15 protein-coding genes are annotated in these 18202 nt (G+C 42.6%); 5 read left to right on the forward strand and 10 right to left on the reverse strand.

Translation table 11 applies throughout. The annotated features are described in order from the left end of the window. Positions 1 to 346 precede the first annotated feature (346 nt). The 8 genes from NE665_RS13535 to lepB all read right to left on the reverse strand — a co-directional run bounded on the left by NE665_RS13535 (position 347) and on the right by lepB (position 8786). Complete coding sequence (locus tag NE665_RS13535; protein WP_233104687.1) at positions 347 to 2815, reverse strand: sigma 54-interacting transcriptional regulator; 2469 nt, start codon at positions 2813 to 2815, stop codon at positions 347 to 349. Between the two features lie 63 nt (positions 2816 to 2878). Beyond that, positions 2879 to 3076 (reverse strand): hypothetical protein, encoded by a 198-nt coding sequence (locus tag NE665_RS13540; protein ID WP_233104688.1) that lies wholly within the window; start codon positions 3074 to 3076, stop codon positions 2879 to 2881. Between the two features lie 5 nt (positions 3077 to 3081). Then, entirely contained in the window at positions 3082 to 3819 is a 738-nt protein-coding gene (locus NE665_RS13545; RefSeq protein ID WP_117443252.1) for a ChbG/HpnK family deacetylase, read from the reverse strand. 429 nt (positions 3820 to 4248) lie between these two features. Beyond that, positions 4249 to 5454, reverse strand: coding sequence for an O-antigen ligase family protein (locus NE665_RS13550; protein ID WP_117443253.1), 1206 nt, complete (start codon positions 5452 to 5454; stop codon positions 4249 to 4251). Positions 5455 to 5698: 244 nt separating this feature from the next. Then, complete coding sequence (locus NE665_RS13555; RefSeq protein ID WP_118654739.1) at positions 5699 to 7039, reverse strand: hypothetical protein; 1341 nt, start codon at positions 7037 to 7039, stop codon at positions 5699 to 5701. A 347-nt stretch (positions 7040 to 7386) separates the two neighbouring features. Continuing rightward, positions 7387 to 7671, reverse strand: a complete 285-nt coding sequence (gene nrdD, locus NE665_RS13560; protein ID WP_002606374.1) for an anaerobic ribonucleoside-triphosphate reductase — start codon at positions 7669 to 7671, stop codon at positions 7387 to 7389. A 33-nt stretch (positions 7672 to 7704) separates the two neighbouring features. Next, on the reverse strand, positions 7705 to 8142 hold the full coding sequence (locus NE665_RS13565) for an SRPBCC family protein (protein WP_117443255.1): 438 nt from the start codon (positions 8140 to 8142) through the stop codon (positions 7705 to 7707). Beyond that, a complete protein-coding gene (lepB, locus tag NE665_RS13570) occupies positions 8139 to 8786 on the reverse strand; it encodes a signal peptidase I (RefSeq protein ID WP_117443256.1) in 648 nt (215 codons plus the stop codon). Before lepB ends, NE665_RS13565 begins: the two co-directional genes overlap by 4 nt. 252 nt (positions 8787 to 9038) lie before the next feature. Between lepB and NE665_RS13575 the strand changes: the two genes are divergently transcribed. The 5 genes from NE665_RS13575 to NE665_RS13595 all read left to right on the forward strand — a co-directional run bounded on the left by NE665_RS13575 (position 9039) and on the right by NE665_RS13595 (position 16649). Continuing rightward, complete coding sequence (locus NE665_RS13575) at positions 9039 to 11666, forward strand: diguanylate cyclase (protein WP_117443257.1); 2628 nt, start codon at positions 9039 to 9041, stop codon at positions 11664 to 11666. 54 nt (positions 11667 to 11720) lie between these two features. Next, a complete protein-coding gene (locus NE665_RS13580; RefSeq protein WP_117443258.1) occupies positions 11721 to 12704 on the forward strand; it encodes a helix-turn-helix domain-containing protein in 984 nt (327 codons plus the stop codon). A gap of 126 nt (positions 12705 to 12830) precedes the next feature. Further along, the gene (locus tag NE665_RS13585) at positions 12831 to 14294 is read left to right on the forward strand and encodes a glycoside hydrolase family 1 protein (RefSeq protein ID WP_147589753.1); all 1464 of its coding nucleotides are present in this window, start codon (positions 12831 to 12833) and stop codon (positions 14292 to 14294) included. 11 nt (positions 14295 to 14305) lie between these two features. Further along, positions 14306 to 16096 carry a glucose PTS transporter subunit IIA gene (locus tag NE665_RS13590; protein WP_117443260.1) on the forward strand — a complete coding sequence of 597 codons (1791 nt, stop codon included), beginning with the start codon at positions 14306 to 14308 and terminating at the stop codon, positions 16094 to 16096. 382 nt (positions 16097 to 16478) lie between these two features. After that, a complete protein-coding gene (locus NE665_RS13595; protein ID WP_233104689.1) occupies positions 16479 to 16649 on the forward strand; it encodes a hypothetical protein in 171 nt (56 codons plus the stop codon). Positions 16650 to 16769: 120 nt separating this feature from the next. Here the strand turns inward: NE665_RS13595 and NE665_RS13600 are convergent, their stop codons facing one another. Beyond that, positions 16770 to 17519 (reverse strand): Fic family protein, encoded by a 750-nt coding sequence (locus NE665_RS13600; protein ID WP_233104690.1) that lies wholly within the window; start codon positions 17517 to 17519, stop codon positions 16770 to 16772. Between the two features lie 162 nt (positions 17520 to 17681). Continuing rightward, positions 17682 to 18179, reverse strand: a complete 498-nt coding sequence (ilvN, locus tag NE665_RS13605; protein ID WP_347285928.1) for an acetolactate synthase small subunit — start codon at positions 18177 to 18179, stop codon at positions 17682 to 17684. Positions 18180 to 18202 lie beyond the last annotated feature (23 nt).

An 18202-nucleotide genomic window follows, 5' to 3' on the forward strand; every position in this document is an offset into this window, starting at 1 on the left:
TGGCCTAGGACTTCTTATAGTCATGGGAAACTAAGAACTACTCAACCGTAGTTAAGAAAAGTTGATTTATCCAGATATCAGTAATTTTGAAAAATTCTAACGCATAATCAATGAGTTTTTGTGTACCAAAAAATATGATTCCTTCAGTTATTTTGTAGTTAAGACACAATATTTAAAAATGGCATCAACCACATTTCCTTAGGTTGATGCCATTGGCCTGTAATTACCGGCTTTTTTCTGTAGCCAAGGACACTATTCTTCAAAACTTAACACTACCAGTTATCAGTAATCACCCTAGAATGATGCTGTGATCGGATGGAATTATCGGGGTGATGACCGTCAGCTTTTAATGCATGCTTCGGATATAGATGCTGATATACTCAATTTCCTCAATGGGAATGGATACACTGTAATACTTTTCAACCTTCTCAAATGCCATTTTTATACAGAGGATAAATTCCTGCAGCTCTCTGCTGCATTCTTCATAGCGCTTTACATAATCCTCTTCCCCCTCGCGGGTTACCAGACGCTCAATCAGACAGCAGACATGTACATAAAGACCAAAACACATATTATAGCTAAACATCCTGTTCATTTCCTTCTGTAGCCGGTCAATGGCGTCAGCGACATGCTGCAGCAGCTTATCCGGATTCAGGATGGTCAGGTTTCCAATGATATTGGACAGGGAGAAATTCTTCAGAATATTTCTACGAAACTGCTCCATTGCTTCCTCATTGAGAAGGTCTTTAAAATGAATCGTCAAAACATCAAACGAATTGTTCATAATCAGCTCCTCTACCGGTATAAACTTTATGTTATCGATATTGGGATTCAATGTACCGACAATGCAGACAACCTCATAGCGGTCAAAGAAATCATCCTCCATGCGGTTTTCCAGTAAAGTAGAATAATCATAGGTCAGCACACGGACAGGGAGATTTTTCGGAAGGGAGTCCTCCAGAATATTCTTCAGCTTCTCCGCAGTACCGATGCCAGTAGCGCAGGAGCATAGGATTGCTTTTTCCCGTATCCTGCTTTCCATGATCTGAACATGCATGGTACACGCAGCTTTGCATGCCTCAAATATTTTTTTCAAAGGAACATCCTTACGAAGTGCATCCCCGATCTGCAATGCCATCCTCGTGCTGACATCACTGGCGATTGCGACATTTGCCCGGGAAATATCCAAAACCCCCTTGTGAATTTCCTCCAGACTTCCCATATCGACCAGCAATACGAGATCGCGATATTCTCCACGCTTTCTAAGAAAGTCATTCAGCTTTTTCACAATGGAATCCGTTGTCGTATCCAGCGGCATGTCAATGGCATCGTACACATATTGATCCAGCATCTGATTGACTGCATTCGCCATGGAGGAGGCAGTCGCATAGCCATGTGCGAGGATGATACCGATGCGTTTGTTGATGTCACGGCTGCGATGATACATATGCATGATCAACGTGAAAATTGCCGCGATAAAGGGGCGCAGCTCGATATCCAGATGCAGCTTCAGCACCTCACTGATTTCAGTAACGATGGCAAATTCACGCATAAATTTCTTTTCTATGATTCCGGTAAAGGTATCACATTCCTCATGAAAGGTATCGAAGTACTCCTCCATTTCCATATAAGATTGCATACAGTCCCGTATCATGAGGGACATGGAATAAATTTCATTCGTTTGAAAGGAATACCCGTATTTTTCCGAAATCATTTCCACAATGGCCTTTAATGACTTCATGATATATGTATTGGTAGGATCTTTGATATTCTGATCATCAAATAAAATCGTATTGAAATAATGCTCCACATCCCCGGTGCATTTTTCAATGAATTTCGGCATCAAAATCCTATTGTTCTGTAAGTCCCTGAGGTGCTCCAGCAATGTCGCGAACAGTGTGGTCTGCGGCAAGCTTTCAGTTGCATGCTCCTTCAGCTGATCCAGTGAAAGCATCTGATGGCGGTCAAACAGTATACTGTTGCGGTCGATGTGGTAATTGGAAATGATTTTTCCGGGCAGGTTCAGTGTGTGAATTTCCAGCATTCCCTCTTTTTTGTTGTGAAACAGGGAATTCATGCAGGTCGCCTGAACAACATTAAACAGCTCACCGACATTTCCTGTGTATCTGGCATTCAAAAGTGCGTTGAAGGCAGTATTGCTGATGGTGATATTTCTGCGCATTTTCTTTGCTTCGATATCCAGTGCCGCAACAAGGATTGCAGATTTTTCCTTTATGCCGCGTTCCTCCAGAGATGGTATTTCTATACGAACCGGAATCCTTCGCAGTAGGGTTTTTAACAGTACCGTTTCCGGATCCTCAGTTGTCGCAAACACCAGCAGTACATTACTGTGGTACTGATGCTCATTATCCCCCAGCATACGGTAATTGCCGTGATCCATGAATAGGAAAAGCTTTTCCTGACATTCCGGACGCAGACAGTGAACCTCATCCAAAAACAGAACACCGCCCTCCGCAGCCTTAATCAAGCCGATATTATCACTTTCAGCGCCTGTAAAAGCTCCCTTCTTATAGCCAAACAGATTTGCGGTTATCAGCTCGGGATTGTTTGCGTATTCGCTGCAGTTCACATGAAGGAAGGCAGCTTCCTCCCTGAGGATTTTATGATTGACTCCATATTCATACATCAGAGCCGCTATACTGCTTTTTCCTGTTCCTGTCTCTCCATACAGCAGAGTTGGAAGTCCGTGTGGTGGATAGGATATGCTCGCCTTGCATTTATCAACCACATCACGCAGAGAGCCCTTTTGTCCGATCAGCTTCTGGAAATCAGATGTATCCTGCCCCTGAATCATACTCCTAAGCTCATCAAAGGATGTCAGTAATGCCTTGTCAACATGTATGGAAAATTTCTCCTCCTATGCCTCCCGATCAATAAATACAACCGGACGGGTATTCACCTTGATGAAGGTGCCGTCATTGTAGTATTCATTCAGATACTGGGATATCCAGTTTCTGCTCAGTCCAAGCTGTGCCCCCAGCTGCGAGGCGTTGTTCAGCTTATATTTTTCATTTATCGTATTCTCTTTTACAAGCTTGCGCAATCTATCTTCCATTCTAACTACAGCTCCTTAAATGACAACAGGCTATGACTGCCTAAAAATTCTTTCACTTCCTCATCGCATAACAAGGCGGCATCCAGACAGCGATTGACAGTAAGTGATGATTTGCTTACCACATCATAATCAAGAAAGCCCGGATGAAATACGATAAGACTGATGCGGTTACTATACTCCAGATAAGACTGGAAAAAATCTACAAAGGGCAGCTTCTGCCGGTAAAAGTCCTCATTAGTAAAATCCTTTTGAATCTCCTCCCAGCGTGCATCCCTGCAATGTCCCCGCACATGGATAGCATAGAGGTCTGCCACATCACTGATTGCCCTTTTTGAGACCGGTGTACAAACTGCATGTGCATCAATATAGTCCGGCAGTTTCCCACAAATAGAAATAAACCGCTCGATTTGCGCTTTTGTTTCGCAAAAGACATCCTCATATACAAAGCCGTCAATTCCCTGTTTCATTTCCTGCCTGCGCAAACGGGAGGACAACAGCTGCCCCTGTTCATCGAGCAGAGAGGAAAGCTGTGCTGCTTCTGCACAGGGAGTACCGAGAATCAGATTGACATGCAATCCCAGTGCCACATCCTTGCCTTTGATCAAATCATATGCATGCTGCGCATAGGGCATATTGCTCATCAGTCCGATATTTTTTACCAGTCCGCCCCGAAATGCTTTCATAACACCATAGTTTACTGCTTCACTGAATCCAAAATCATCTGCACGTATAATTAGCTTCATATTCAACACCTACTTCTCTAGTATAAAAATAACGCAATTCCAGGAGGTTGTAAACGAAAAGGGGATGGATAGATGTGGAAAAAAACGGCATAGTGTTAAGAAAGCGCAGAGCTAGTGTCGCCCTCTGCCGCAATAGTGTCTTTTGGTTCCGCTATACGAATGGCTGTAGGCTTGCTGTAGCTATCCTTGCTGTGAAGGCTGATTCTCTCCGGATTGCTGCTATGGTGATAGGGTATTGAATACTGTGTGAATTTAAAAAGAACAGACATCGATTCCTTGATTATGCAGAGAGCTGCTTTTACGATATAGCCAGCACTTATGCTTGCTTTTATTATTTGCTTCATTCACTATATGAATCCGCTGTTTGAACGATAGAATCCATAGCACACAAAAGACGGCTTCAGCCGTTCTGTACAAAAAAAGGAGGATTTAATTTTCCTCCTGCAATACATATGGTTGTTCTTTATGAAAATACATGCTGGATGCGGATAAAACAATCAAAAACAGCATACCAGTCTGTACCCAATATACAGTGTAATCCAGAATACCATGAATCAAAACGGTTAGGATAAAGGCTGCAATCAGAGAAAACAGACGCAGATCGATTCTGCGTTTCAGCAGCAGATACACTTCCTTCAGATTTCCTGCGAGGTAGATCCCCGCCAGAATGACTCCGATGATACCGTGGCTCAATATCGGGTCCAGATAAACACTGTGCGCATGCTGTGTAGGATGTCCATGATACTGCTTATATATATGGAAGTAGGTCAGCGGTCCCTCGCCAAGCAGTGGATGTGCCTGTATGCCCTTGATTGCGGTTTCCCAGATATTACTGCGCTTGGCAAAATCCTGAAAAATCGTAGCTCGCTGCATCAGCTTTGGTTCCAGCAGTACCAGCAGACCGGCACCGCCAATCCCCGCCATGGACGCGGTAAAATAAGCAAAGCGTTTATTGATTAGAAACATAAACGGAATGGTCACAACGAAAGGAATCCATGCGGTTCTGGAGCCGCTCAAATATAAGGCAAACAGATTGCATACGATGGTTACTATGTAAAATACGATGCGGCGCAGGGTTTTCACCTGCATCATCTTATAAACACAGATCAATACGATGAATTCAATCATCATCGCATAATAATTTGCGTTAAAAAATGTGGAATTGATACGATCCTTCGGACTGTTTTCCACCTTCAGCTGAAGGAAGCTGTAGTTTAATCGATCAATGATTCTGCAATATTCCATCATCGCCCAGCCGAAGCAGAAAAGGGATATGATGCAGCAGGCATCCATCAGCAATTCAAATAAGCGCTTGTTAATGACGGTACGGAAATAGAATATAAACAGCATCAGCAGCAGAATGCCAATACCGCAGACACCTCCCAGCAGATTTCCGCTGATAAATGCAACAGCAGAAGTCAGAATGCAGAATACAATCATAAATCCTGATTTTGGAACTGCCTGAATGATTCCCTTCATCCTTCTTGTCGCACACAAGTAAAGAAGTACACCTGCTATCGCCAGCAGCGGAAATTCAAAGGGCAGGAATATGGAACACACAACGAACATAATAATATATTCATCCAGTGTGAAGTTATCGAGTTTACGGTGCAGAAAAGCGGAAATTCTCTCCATCTGTTTCCCTCCATTCCTAAACAAAGTAAACCTATTATAGCATTGCGGCAAAAAAATGACAATTTAATAATGACTACCTTACAAAACTGGTAGAGAAATCGTTACAATATCCCAGACAAATTCTGAAAGAGCCAGCACAAAATATTAGAGGTCTTGGATGTTATTTGCCATAATTCGGATTCCCTAACGATATAGCAGGGGGGGTTGATGAACAGTAACAAAAAAAACCGGCTTGTTCCACCGGTTAGTTATATGCATTTAGCTTCGTAGTCGTATCGGCTATTTTAGTTTCAAGATCCGTCTTTCTGCTTTCCAGTGAGCTGATACTGCTTTCAGCAGTGCTCTTTTTCTGTTCTGCCGCCTGTGCCTTGGTATTGTATTCATTGTTTGCCTGCTGGCTCTTGGTATACAGCTCATTATAGCTTGTGGCACCGTATTTTGAAAGGAGTGCCTGATACTGTTCATTTAAAACCGAAAGCTCATTCTGCAATGCTGCTTTCTTATCCGGATCTGCTTCGCTATCCACAGCTGTCTGTTTTTCGTTTACCTTATCCAGGGCAGCCTTTACCTCCTGCGCCTGTGAGGTCAGCTGAATAGACTGCTCATACAGAGTTTTATACGAATCTAAATCACTCTGGGCAGCTTCTTTATCTTTTTTCGCAGCCGCAAGCTCTTTTTCCACTTCCTCCAGCTGTGATTCATATTGATCAAGCTGTTTCTGCAGCTGAGCCGCCTCTGCCTGATTGGTTTTGATTTCATTCTTTTTGGCATCATCCTCATCATCCGTCGGCTTCGTATTGCTTTGCGTGCTTCCCTCATTCTTATCCTTTTTGCCCGTATCGACTTTATCCGTTACCTTATCCTTGTCACTACTTCCACCAAGGAAATTCGATAATACATATTTCACTCCGAAAAAAGCACCGGCAATAATACAGATACCCACGATACCAATAATAACATAGGTGATAATCTTATTCATCTTTGCGCTTTTCTCAGGATCATCCTCTTCCTCTTCCTCTTCATCATCATCGTACTGCAGCTTGCGTTTTGCTTCCTCTTTGCGCTGCTTTTTCTCTTTTATACGGGCAAGCAGATTATCATCGTCGTCCTCTTCATAGACGTCTTCCTCCGTATCCGCTTCCTCTTCCTCACTGTCATCGTATTCCTGCGCATCCATAGTATGGAAAACAGCGGTGCGGTCTTCACCGAAAATCTGCGTCTGATCTGCAGAAGATGCTTTCGTCTTGTTATTCATGATAACCAGGGTTTTATCATAGGCAGGATCATCATCAAAGCCTACTCTTGTCTTATCAAGCTGCGTGTCATCCACCCGAATATCCGGAATACCTCCCTGCTTTGCCGCTTCCGGCCGTTTAAAGGTACCTGTTTCACTGATACTGTCAAAGATACTGCTGCCTGTTGCCGAGGCCTGCTGCTTAGAAGCAAACATCCTTTTTTCTTCTTCCTTCTGCTTTTTCAGCTCCTCAATCTTCTTTCTCAATTCATTGTCCTGGCTGTATTCATTGATCATACCGGATAAATCAATATCTTCATCATTTCCGGTATTTCTTCTTTTATCATCCATATTCAAACCTCCAACGTCATTGTATATAATCTATGCACACCGTTTTGTCGTTTTTCCTTATTTTAATGAAAGAGTGCTCATAGTTCTCCTACGAACACTCCGAATCGAATTTCTGCTTCTCAAAGGAGGAGAGAGAAATTTCGCTACGTAAGTCACATATCCTTATTTCATTGGCTAGATGAATATATGCAATCTTACGGCATAATTATACCACCTAATCACATAAACTGTCATTTTAAATCTTAAAATTAACTTAATTTTACATATTTTGAGAAAATGCTTTTTTGTTACGCAATATTTCTACTATTTGTAAGGTATCTTCCAGAAAAAAAGCAGCGCTTTGCTGCCTATGCGTGCTTTACGCGATCATGCTCCTCCGCACGTTTTCCATTATTAAAGCGATCTACAGTTCCTACAAGGTAACCGGTAATGCGTCTGATTTTTTCAAAGCCCTCCGGCTGCAGGTGATAGCCCAAGCCTACCTCCTCACCGTCAAAGCTCAATTCAACGGATGAAATTTCCTTTTTCGGATTGTTCTTGCGGATGTAGCTGATATAAGCACGGGCTTCCTTCTCATTCACCTGTTCATTTGACTGAATTTCAATTCCGTCAACCATAATCTGATATTCCATATGTAAGCTCCTCCTCATACTGTACTGATACTATTATAACGAAGCAGATGCCTCCTTACAATTCTTACGCCTGACAAGTTCTTCCTTTATATCATGCACATAGGTCTGCTGCAGCTTGTTGAGATTCCATGCCATGCCTGCCACTAGACGCATAAGCGGATTGTGTATTTCAATGCGCTCCTCCAGAATCAAACGGCAGCCTCCTTGTGCAAGCTCCTCTAAAGTTCCTGACCATTCACCGCTGAAGCGTTTGTTTTCCATATGGAAAGCATAACGTGTAAACGGCTCTTTTTCCGTTATCGTAAAAACTGTCTCGTTTCCGTTCGAATAGATTTCACGAAAAACCGTATCACTGTCGGTTTCTATGGCTTTTATATCACTTCTCCACGCATACTGCGTCGTATCTGTCATGACCGCCCAGACAGATTCCGCATGAAATGGCAGCTCTGCACGAAATATAGAGGTTTTCATCCTGCACCTCCATTGCGTACCATTTTGATCTTATGAAACGGAAACAGGACATAAACATCCTTCCCCCGTATGTCTTCGCGCTTGAATGGTCCGACGCGACGGGAGTCATAGGATACTATACGATTATCCCCCATCAGGAAATATTCATCATCCTTCAGTGTCCGCTTTGAAAAATCCTCAGTAAAATTATTTCCATGACTGCGAATCTGATTTGCATAATCATTGTCCAGATAAGGCTCTTCGATCGGCATGCCATTCACATATACAACATCATCCTTTGCATAAATCGTATCACCCGGCAGCCCTATGACACGCTTTACCCAGTTTTCATTTTTCTCTTCATTGTATACCACTACAACATCAAAGCGTTTGATATCCTGAAACCTTGCACTGAACACATTCATGAGACCGATTTCTCCGTCCTCCAGCGTAGGGTCCATGCTTCTGCCATCGACACGCACCGGCTTGATAACAAAATTTGTTAACAGAAAGATGCATACAAAGCAGATGACAAAGGTTTTCAACAAATCCAGCAGCTCATATTTCAAGCCCTTCTTTTCTTCCTTTTTCTTTTTTGGCTTTATGTTTTCCGTTCCATCAATGACTGCCTGGAACTGTTCTTCCTTATGTTCTTTTTGATCCATGGTACTCTCCTTCCTTAACGGCATGGTTTAATTATAGCACTGCTTTTTTAAAACGAAACTCTTTTTTTGAATTGTTAAGAAAACCTTTTGCATATCATCTGCAAGCCACTTTACAAAGGATAACATTTCCAATAATCAAAATACGTAAAGAAAACAGAGAACTGTTTGAACTGCCCCTGCTTATCCGCTATAATGAAGATAGATGGCTCCATATCTATCGTATCACAAGAATAATGAAATGAGGTGACGCCGATGCCTGATCAGAAGCAATTCTGGGATCGTCTTGATAATTACCGTAATATTCTGGATTCACTTCCAAATCCGGTCATTGTTACAGATATGAATAAAATCGTACGCTATATCAATGTTGCGGCAAGAGCGATTGTTCCTCCTCCTTATGAGAAGCTGCTGAATCAGCCCTGCAGCAATTTTCATACACCCTATTGCCATACGGATGACTGCTGTATCCAACGCTTCCTGCGGAATGAAAAAGGTGTAATCCAGAGCGGTCCCGGGGATATCATCAACCGCGTTGATATTTCCTATCTCAGGGATGAGCAAGGCAATAACATCGGCTATATCAATGTATCTACGGATGTTCGGGAGCTTGTTGAGGTACAGCGTCAGCTGAAAATCAGTCAGGAGCGCTATGAGATTGCTTTGCAGCAGGCCCGGACCGCATTGTGGGAATATGATATTAAGGAGCATACAATACAGCGTATAGATACTATGCGTGGACAGTTTTCTGAAATTTTTCCAAATGAGGGCATCATTGAAGGCGTACCGGAATCCCTGATTGAACAGGGTATCGTATTTGAGGACTCCATCAAAGAAATACAGACCATGTATGCACGGCTGAAGGAAGGCTTAAAAAAAGTATCCGGACAGTTGCATATGCGTAACAGAAACGGGGAAGAACGCTGGGTGGAAATCTGCTGTACCACTATTTTCGATGATGCGGGAAGAGCAATCAAAGCCATTGGAATTTCAAAGGATATCAGTGAACAGAAGCAGCTGGAAAACAGCTATCAGAACGAGTTGGGCCTTCAGGAAGCCATCTCCACAGGATTTCTCAGTGTTTTTGAGGTCAATGTCACAAGGAACAGCATCACCATCCTTGATAAAAACGCAAAGGGAAAGCTGAGAAAGCCCCTGTCTGAGGATATGTATGAGGAAATTTTGAAAACCACCCTGCAAAGGGTGCATCCGGATTTCAGGACAGCTGTTTTTAATGCATTAAACTGCACTGCCCTGACGCTTGAATACACCAGAGGAAAGCTTGAATATGTTGTGGAATACAAAAAAAAGGCAAGCGGCAGCTATCGCTGGATCAGTGCCAGTGTTCATCTTCTAAAAAAGGAGGGGAACAGCGATCTGTTTGCACGTATTTTTCTTAAGGATATACAGGATCAGAAGGAAAAGGAAGAAAGGCTGCAGGAAGAGGTTCAAATCGACGCGTTAACCAATACCTACAATCGAAAAGGTTTCATGATGCATACTGATGAACTCTTGAAGCAAAAGCCGGAACAGGTCTTTGCGCTGATGACATTGGATATCGACAATTTTAAAGAGGTCAATGATACGTTTGGACACCTGTATGGGGACGCCGTTTTATCTGAAACAGCAAAGAAAATAAGAGAATGCTGTCCGCAGGATACGCTGGTGGGGCGCCTGGGAGGAGATGAATTTGTCGTTCTTTTTTCACAGCTGGAGAAATTTGATGATATAGAACAGATTGCGGACCAGCTGCGGCAGACCCTGATGAATACCTATACCGCAGGAAATCATATGGTACGTACAAGTATATCCATGGGAATATCCCGCTATCCGCAGCATGGCGCTGTTTTCACTGAGCTTTATGATAAAGCGGACACTGCTATGTATCACTGTAAAAAGAATGGCAGAAACAAATGGTCCATATACGAGGAGAAAATGAAACGCTACCAACAGATTGTGGAAACGCTTGATATTGATAGTGAGCATGATACCCAGCTGAATAAACCCTTTGAAGGAAATATCGGAGAATACGTGTTCCGCATCCTCTATCGTAGAGATCAGCTGGATTCTATGACAATACGTTCCATTCTGGAGCTGGTCGCGCGGCATTACAATATGCAGTATTTCTATGTCATGGATTTTGACAGTGAAAGCAATACGCTGTCCCCTGTCCTGTTTTGGAGTGAAGAGAATAAAAATCTGTATGAAGCATTACTTCCGGAAGAACAGGCATCTGTCCTTCACTTTATGGAATCCCTGCATACAGAGCATGATCAAATCCTTTTTATGGAAAACCGGGAACAGGAGTGCTACGATACGCTTCCAAAAGAGATATTGGTAAAGCTGAACATACATGCCGTTGCACATATGATTGTTCCTATTTCCTCCCATCGCGATATTTTGATTGGACTGGCGGATTTACAGCGGAATCACAGCTTTAATCGGGAACAGCGCAATGATATCCGTACCGTATTTGAAGTGATCGTCACCTTCCTTCGGGACCAGCGGCAGCGAAAGCTTCAGAAAAAATATACAGACACACTGCTCTCCCTGCTGGACAACCTCGGCAATGCCGTATATGTGATTGATCCGCATTCCTTTGAACTGGTCTATTTTAATCAGAATCTTTCACAGGTTTTCCCGGGTATTGAAACAGGCATGATCTGCTTTAAGGCTTTTCGAAATAAGGAAACACCATGTGAGGACTGTCCAATCCGACAGCTATCCGCCAATAACAGCTCTGCTGCGGCAGATATTTATAACAGCAGGATGCAGGCTGTAATCAAGACAAGTGCAGCCTATGTGGAATGGTATAATCACCGGAAATATGTGCTGTTATCGTGTATCGATGTCACAAAATACAAAAACGATCATAGCGAATGAGTTTATTCAGAAGAAGAATAGACTCTTTTCCTATGATGAAAGGGAGACTTGTTTATGAATATGAAAAAGCTGGATGATTTCCTGTATGCCGATACAAAACAGGAGATATGGCATAGGGAGCATCCGAATACCTTCAGTGATCGTTATCAGGGCCTTGAATATATCCTCCGAAATGATGAAAAGGTATTCTTCTTTGATTTTACGGATGAGATGCTGATTGAAGATATCATGATTATAAAGGAATCCCGTTACACCAAGCTGTATCCGCATTTTCACAAATATATGGAGCTGAACTATATCTACAGCGGAGAATGCATTTTCACAATCAATGACCAGAAGCTGTGCATGCAGGAGGGAGACATCTGCCTGTTACAGCCGGGCGTTATTCACAGTGCAGAAACCAAGGGAAGAAAGGATATCGTAATCAACATAGCCTTTAGTGATAAGTTTTCTGCGATGGAAATGTTTGACGCCATGAACAGCAAACCGATCATGTCACAGTTTCTGCAAAGCTACTTTGATAAAAGCAGGCAGCAGGATGAATTTTTGATATTTAAAAACATGGGGAACAGTCTGCTTTCGGATACATTGCTGAGTATTTTCTACATCTATTTTACAGAGCGGCCGATGAATTATGATGATATGATGAAGCAGTATCTGAAGCTGCTGTTCCTACATCTGGCAAATGCGACGATTGACCAGGCTGTTTCAAATTTCAAGGAGGAAAATGATGAGGTCGTTTATCGTGTTCTTACCTATATCAGTAAGCACTACGCCTCCTGCAGTCTGCAGAAAATAGCGGATGAACTCGGCTATAATTATAATTACGTAAGTAATCTTATTCGCAAGAAAACAGGAAAAACCTTCACGGAAATCAAGACCGAGCAGCAGATGGAAACGGCGAAGCGGATGATTCTGAACTCTTCCCTTCCCATTTATAAAATTATGGAGCATTGCGGGTTCAATAACCAGACATTCTTCTATAAAAAATTTGAAAGCATCTTTCGCTGTTCTCCTTCCTCCATGCGCAGAAAATAAGAAATGACAGTATTCACTACCTGTAAATATGACGGTCAATGAGTGAATAAATGTCATTTTTTTAGGCTTGGTATTCGCCTATAATAAAGACAGATGATCATCTCAGTAAACGTAAAGGAGAATATTATGAAAGGATTTCCAGAAGATTTTTTATGGGGCGGCGCCATCGCCTGCTCACAGGCAGACGGTGCGTTTAATGAAGGGGGAAAAGGACTCAGTACACAGGACTGTCGCTATTTTGACGCTGCCTGGGATTTTGATACCATATATAAGAAGAACGCCTATGTTTCCGATATCCGAAAGGAAGATTTTCAAAAAGCGATACAGACCGCGGATACTGCGCATTATCCACTGCGAAGAGGTATTGATTTCTATCATGAATACCCAAACGACGTTAAACTCTTCAAGGAGCTAGGATTGAAAATTTTCCGTACCTCCATCTGCTGGTCACGAATTTTTCCAAATGGAGACGATGCAGAACCGAATGAAGAAGGGCTTCGATATTACGATTCCCTGTTTCAGGCTCTAAAGGACAATGGCATCAAGATATTTGCGACCATCATGCATTACGATATACCCGTTAATCTTGTTGTAAAATATGGCGGATGGAAAAACAGAAAGCTGGTAGACCTGTTTGCACGTTATGCTGAGGTGTTGTTCACTCGCTATAAGGATATCGTTGATTACTGGCTTCCTATCAACGAAATCAATGCAGCGCGGTTTGCTCACTGGGATGGTATCAGTATCATTGCAGATCAACAGGAGCATCTGGACCAGACTGTTTTCCAGAGTCTGCATCATCAGTTCCTTGCCAATGCAAGGGCAGTGGCCTTATCCAAAAAAATCATCGGCAAAAAGAATGTCGGGGCTATGGTCGCAGCCTTTACCATATATCCTGGGACCTGCGATCCAAGGGATGTCATGCAGACGCTGACAGATCAGAGATATTCCAATTATTTCTATTTCGATGTGATGGCCAGAGGCTGCTATCCCGCCTATATGAAACCGCTATTTGAAAAGCTGAATGTTCATATACAAATAGAGGATGGGGATGAGGAACTGCTGCGAGACAATACGGTTGATTTTCTGTCTTTCTCCTACTATGCCTCTCAAATCGCCTCGGTTGATGAAGATTTTGAGGTCACAACCGGAAATATGGCAGGCTCTGTCTATGCCAATCCTTATCTGAAAAAAAGCGATTTCGGATGGTCTGTGGATAATATGGGGCTTCGCATTACACTGAATAAGTTATATGACCGATATCAGCTGCCATTGTTTGTCGCAGAAAACGGACTCGGTGCCTTCGATCAGCTGGAGGACGGCACTGTTCATGATGCCTACCGCATCGAATATCTGAAGAACCATGTGGAAGCTATGCGAGATGCCATTGCGGACGGAGTGGATCTGATTGGGTATACCATGTGGGGGATCATTGATCTGGTGGCCTGCGGACCTCTGACAATGGATAAGCGCTACGGTGTTATTTATGTCGATCGGGACAATGAGGGCAACGGTTCCAATAAACGCTATAAAAAGGATTCTTTTCACTGGTACAAAGTATGCATAGCCTCTAATGGCAAGAATATATAGAAAGGAGCCCTATGAATAAAAAAGAGATTGCTGGGGCAATCATAGAAGCATTAGGGGGAAAAGAAAATATTACCAATTATACGCACTGTGTTACACGGCTGCGATTCAATCTGGGAGATGAGCAGAGAGCTGATCTTGACAGGCTTGAAAATATCCGTGAAATCCTCGGGACAACAATACAGGGCGGGCAGTATCAGATTATCATGGGTACCGCGGTCAATGATTATTATGAAGAAACAGCAAGACTTATGGCGGGAAGCAATTCCGGTGAAATAGAAAAGAGCAGCAAAGAGAAGTTTTCGCCTATGCGCCTGCTGGATGTTTTAACAAGCATCATCGCTCCAGTCATTCCTGCCTTCTGTGCTTCCGGTATGCTGAAATGCATCTGTCTGCTGCTAACGACAACAGGGCTTCTGAGCGGTGAAGAGGGAATTTACACAGTTCTTGAATTCATGTCGGATGCTGCCTTCTATTTTCTTCCGATTCTTATCGCCATGTCAAGTGCAAAGCGCTTCAAGGTAGACCAGGGTCTGGCCATCTGTGTTGCCGGTGCCCTGCTGTATCCCAGCTTTGTAAGTCTTGTCAATGAGGGAGGAGCACTGGATATCTTCGGTTGGAGTGTTCCGATGTATTCCTATGCATCCTCCATCTTTCCGGCATTGTTCGGTGTGCTGCTGCTAAGCTATGTATACCGCTTCTGGGATAATATCATTCGTTTTGATTCTGTTAAGCTTCTGCTGGTGCCGCTTCTGTCTCTGCTGATTACCGTACCGCTGACCCTGTTAATTCTGGCTCCGCTTGGCAACTGGGGGTCGGTTCTGCTTGGCGATTTCTTTTCGTGGATGATCGGTGTATTCGGGCCTTTTTCCGGACTCATCATTGGATTTTTACTGCCCGTTATGACACTGACAGGTCTTCATCAGTCTTTATCCCCTATTGAACTGGTGGAGCTGACCGGTGCCGGCTATTCCATTATTCTGCCGCTTGAATTTTTCCACAATATGGCCGAAGCGGGAGCTGCACTTGGGACTGCGGTATCGACAAAGGACAAACAACTGAAGGCTGTTGCTGTCCAGACCGGATTCACTGCGTTCATAGGAATCAGTGAACCTGCATTGTATTCCGTTATGGTGAAAAACAGATATTCCATGCTGAGTGCCATGATAGCGAATGGAATCGGAGGCTTCTTCGGGATTCTGTTCGGAGTAAAATGCTTTGCATTCGTCTGGCCGAATATTTTCAGTATACCTTCCTTTATGGGAGATGGTGTTTCCTCTCTTGTAACGCTCATTTTATGTGCGGCTGCCACATTTGCCGTCGGATTCATCCTGCCTGTTGTGTTTGCTAAAATGGGACTGGGTACGAAGAGAAGTATTCCTGTTCAGGCACCTGTCAGCGGTACATTGATTCCGCTGCAAAGTGTAAATGATGAGGTGTTCTCCAGAAAAATGTGCGGGGATGGAATCGCCATTCAGCCTGATCAGAATTGTATAAATGCGCCATGTGATGGCAGCATCATGGTTGCGATGAAGCATGCCGTCGGTATCCAGATGAAAAACGGCAGTGAGCTTCTGATTCATGTCGGCTTGAATACATCCGGAATCACGGACAGCCGCCTGCTGTGTCAGGTAACGCAGGGGGATGTTGTGAAAAAGGGACAGACGTTGATTACGTTTGATAGAAGTGCTCTAAAGCAGGAGGGCTTTGATACGACCTGCATCATTGTGAATACGAAGGGGTCAATAGAGCATTCCACAAAAAAGCAGCGGATCGTGGAAAAAGATATCGTTTTCTATTGCTGATGCATGAAGGATTTCTTCGTGTAAAGATCAGAAGAACAAAATATCTATATATAACAAATAATAATCCTCAAAAGTCTGTAAGGTGTATCGAGGAAAGTAAGTTCTCCACCATCCAACATTTTTACAATTTTCATTTGATAAAGGCTCGCAGGGTCGGTCTAAACACATACAGGAGGTTACCAGCATACTTCCCAATATTCCAAAGCCAAGGTACATGTCACAAAGTCAGTAACAAGCATTTGCGAATATATGAATCATCGAAACAAGAGAGTTCAAGGCTATTGATGTTATCATCAGTACTTGTATTCTCTTTTTTATTTTTCCAATGTAAAATACTAACTGTCTTTGTGTAGAAAGATTTTAATTTTCAAATCATGCTGAAGTGATTGATGTAGCCGATTACCAATGCCCGGATATTGATGATGCATTTACAGATATTATTGCCACATCCATTGTAACTACTATACTCGATGAACGGCTGGCAGTTCATTATGAGCGTGTGACCGGTCATGATCTGACAACAAGACGCTATTACCGCCAATTCGCATATTGATGTAATTCTCAGCTTATATGGCAGAGACTCTGCTGCTTATTCGCATATGATACAAGAAAAGGAAGCAATGCAATCCCCATGTTCTCATACGGGGTGCATGCTTCCTTATTTAAATACAATTTACTCCAGAAATTCCCTCAGCCGTTTTTTTTCTGTACCCTTTTTCTTGCACCATGTTTTTGCCTGCTCTTCCTGTATAAAGCTTTTTAAAGGAGTCAGATCACTATCTTTGCGATCAAAGGCCTCCAGTGCAAAATAATACGCCGGCTTGTCCTCATTGTATATGATAACAGGGGCAATATCATGTATCATGAAATAATAATTCATCAATGTCCTGCCTGCTCTGCCGTTTCCGTCCGCAAAGGGATGTATATGTTCAAACATTGCATGAAGATATACTCCAGCCGTAAAGTAATCTGTACCCTGATATGTATTAAGCTCCGACAACAACTCTTTCACATCTGATTCAACTTCATGAGGATAACTGCCAATTTCATTCTTACCGGATACATAATCATGTTTTTTGAATTCTCCCGGCCGTTCTTGTTTATCATGGTAACGAATATCATCATACGTACCTTTCATAAGCTTATAATGTATGCACTTGACAAAGCTTATATCCAGAGCTTTTTTTTCTACGATAAGCGGTTTTAAGTAATTATAACAATGCACCTGATTTTCTATTTCATATAATGTTCTCAAATCACCGGTATAACCGTTCACAGAGCCCTTTTCAAAAATATCTCTTGTGTCATGAAAATCGATTCTTTCATTTTCTATTTTATTTGAATGATACGCGAACAGAATTTTAAAATCATAGAGACTTGCATCGATTTCTTCCAGTGAGCTAAATGACATATGCTTTACCATTGTGTATACCTCCGCATTTCCTGTTCATTATACCACATATCCCATATGTGCAAGTATAGATTCTTATGCCGTTTATTGTCTTTTCAAACAGCCAAATAAAAGGACCAGATGCTCTGATCCCTTATTTACATGTTATATACACTATTGAGCCCACTGTGTTTTTCATCGCTCCATCATGCTGATTGACTCAATTCCCACACTTCCGCCTCTAACTACCTCGATGTCCTTGAATTCCTCTTTCATCAGCTTGACAACTGCATCATTCTTCGTCGCTGTCTGTACAAATTCAAGCAGAAGGCTGTCTCTGCCATAATCGATCACCTTTGCCTTGAATGTCTGCGCAATCTGAAATAGTTCTGTTTTTTCCTGCAATGAGCAATTCTGTACCTTAACATATAAGATTTCCTTCATCCTCACAAAGATATCCGTGAAATCTATCACTTTGATAACCTCCACCAGTCGGTTCAGCTGTTTTTTTATCTGTTCAAAGGTTTCATCATCACTGACTGTCGCTATCGTCATTCTCGATATCGTGGAATCCTCTGTTGTTCCTACGGTAAGGCTGTCAAGATTATATGATTTCCCGGAAAATAATCCGGAAATCTTAGACAAAACACCTACCTGGTTTTCCACATACAGCGATATCCAACGTTTTTTCATACCGTTTCCGTTCATATATCCAC

Source organism: Clostridium sp. DFI.1.208, from assembly GCF_024463855.1.
Classification (GTDB): Bacteria; Bacillota_I; Bacilli_A; order Erysipelotrichales; family Erysipelotrichaceae; genus Clostridium_AQ.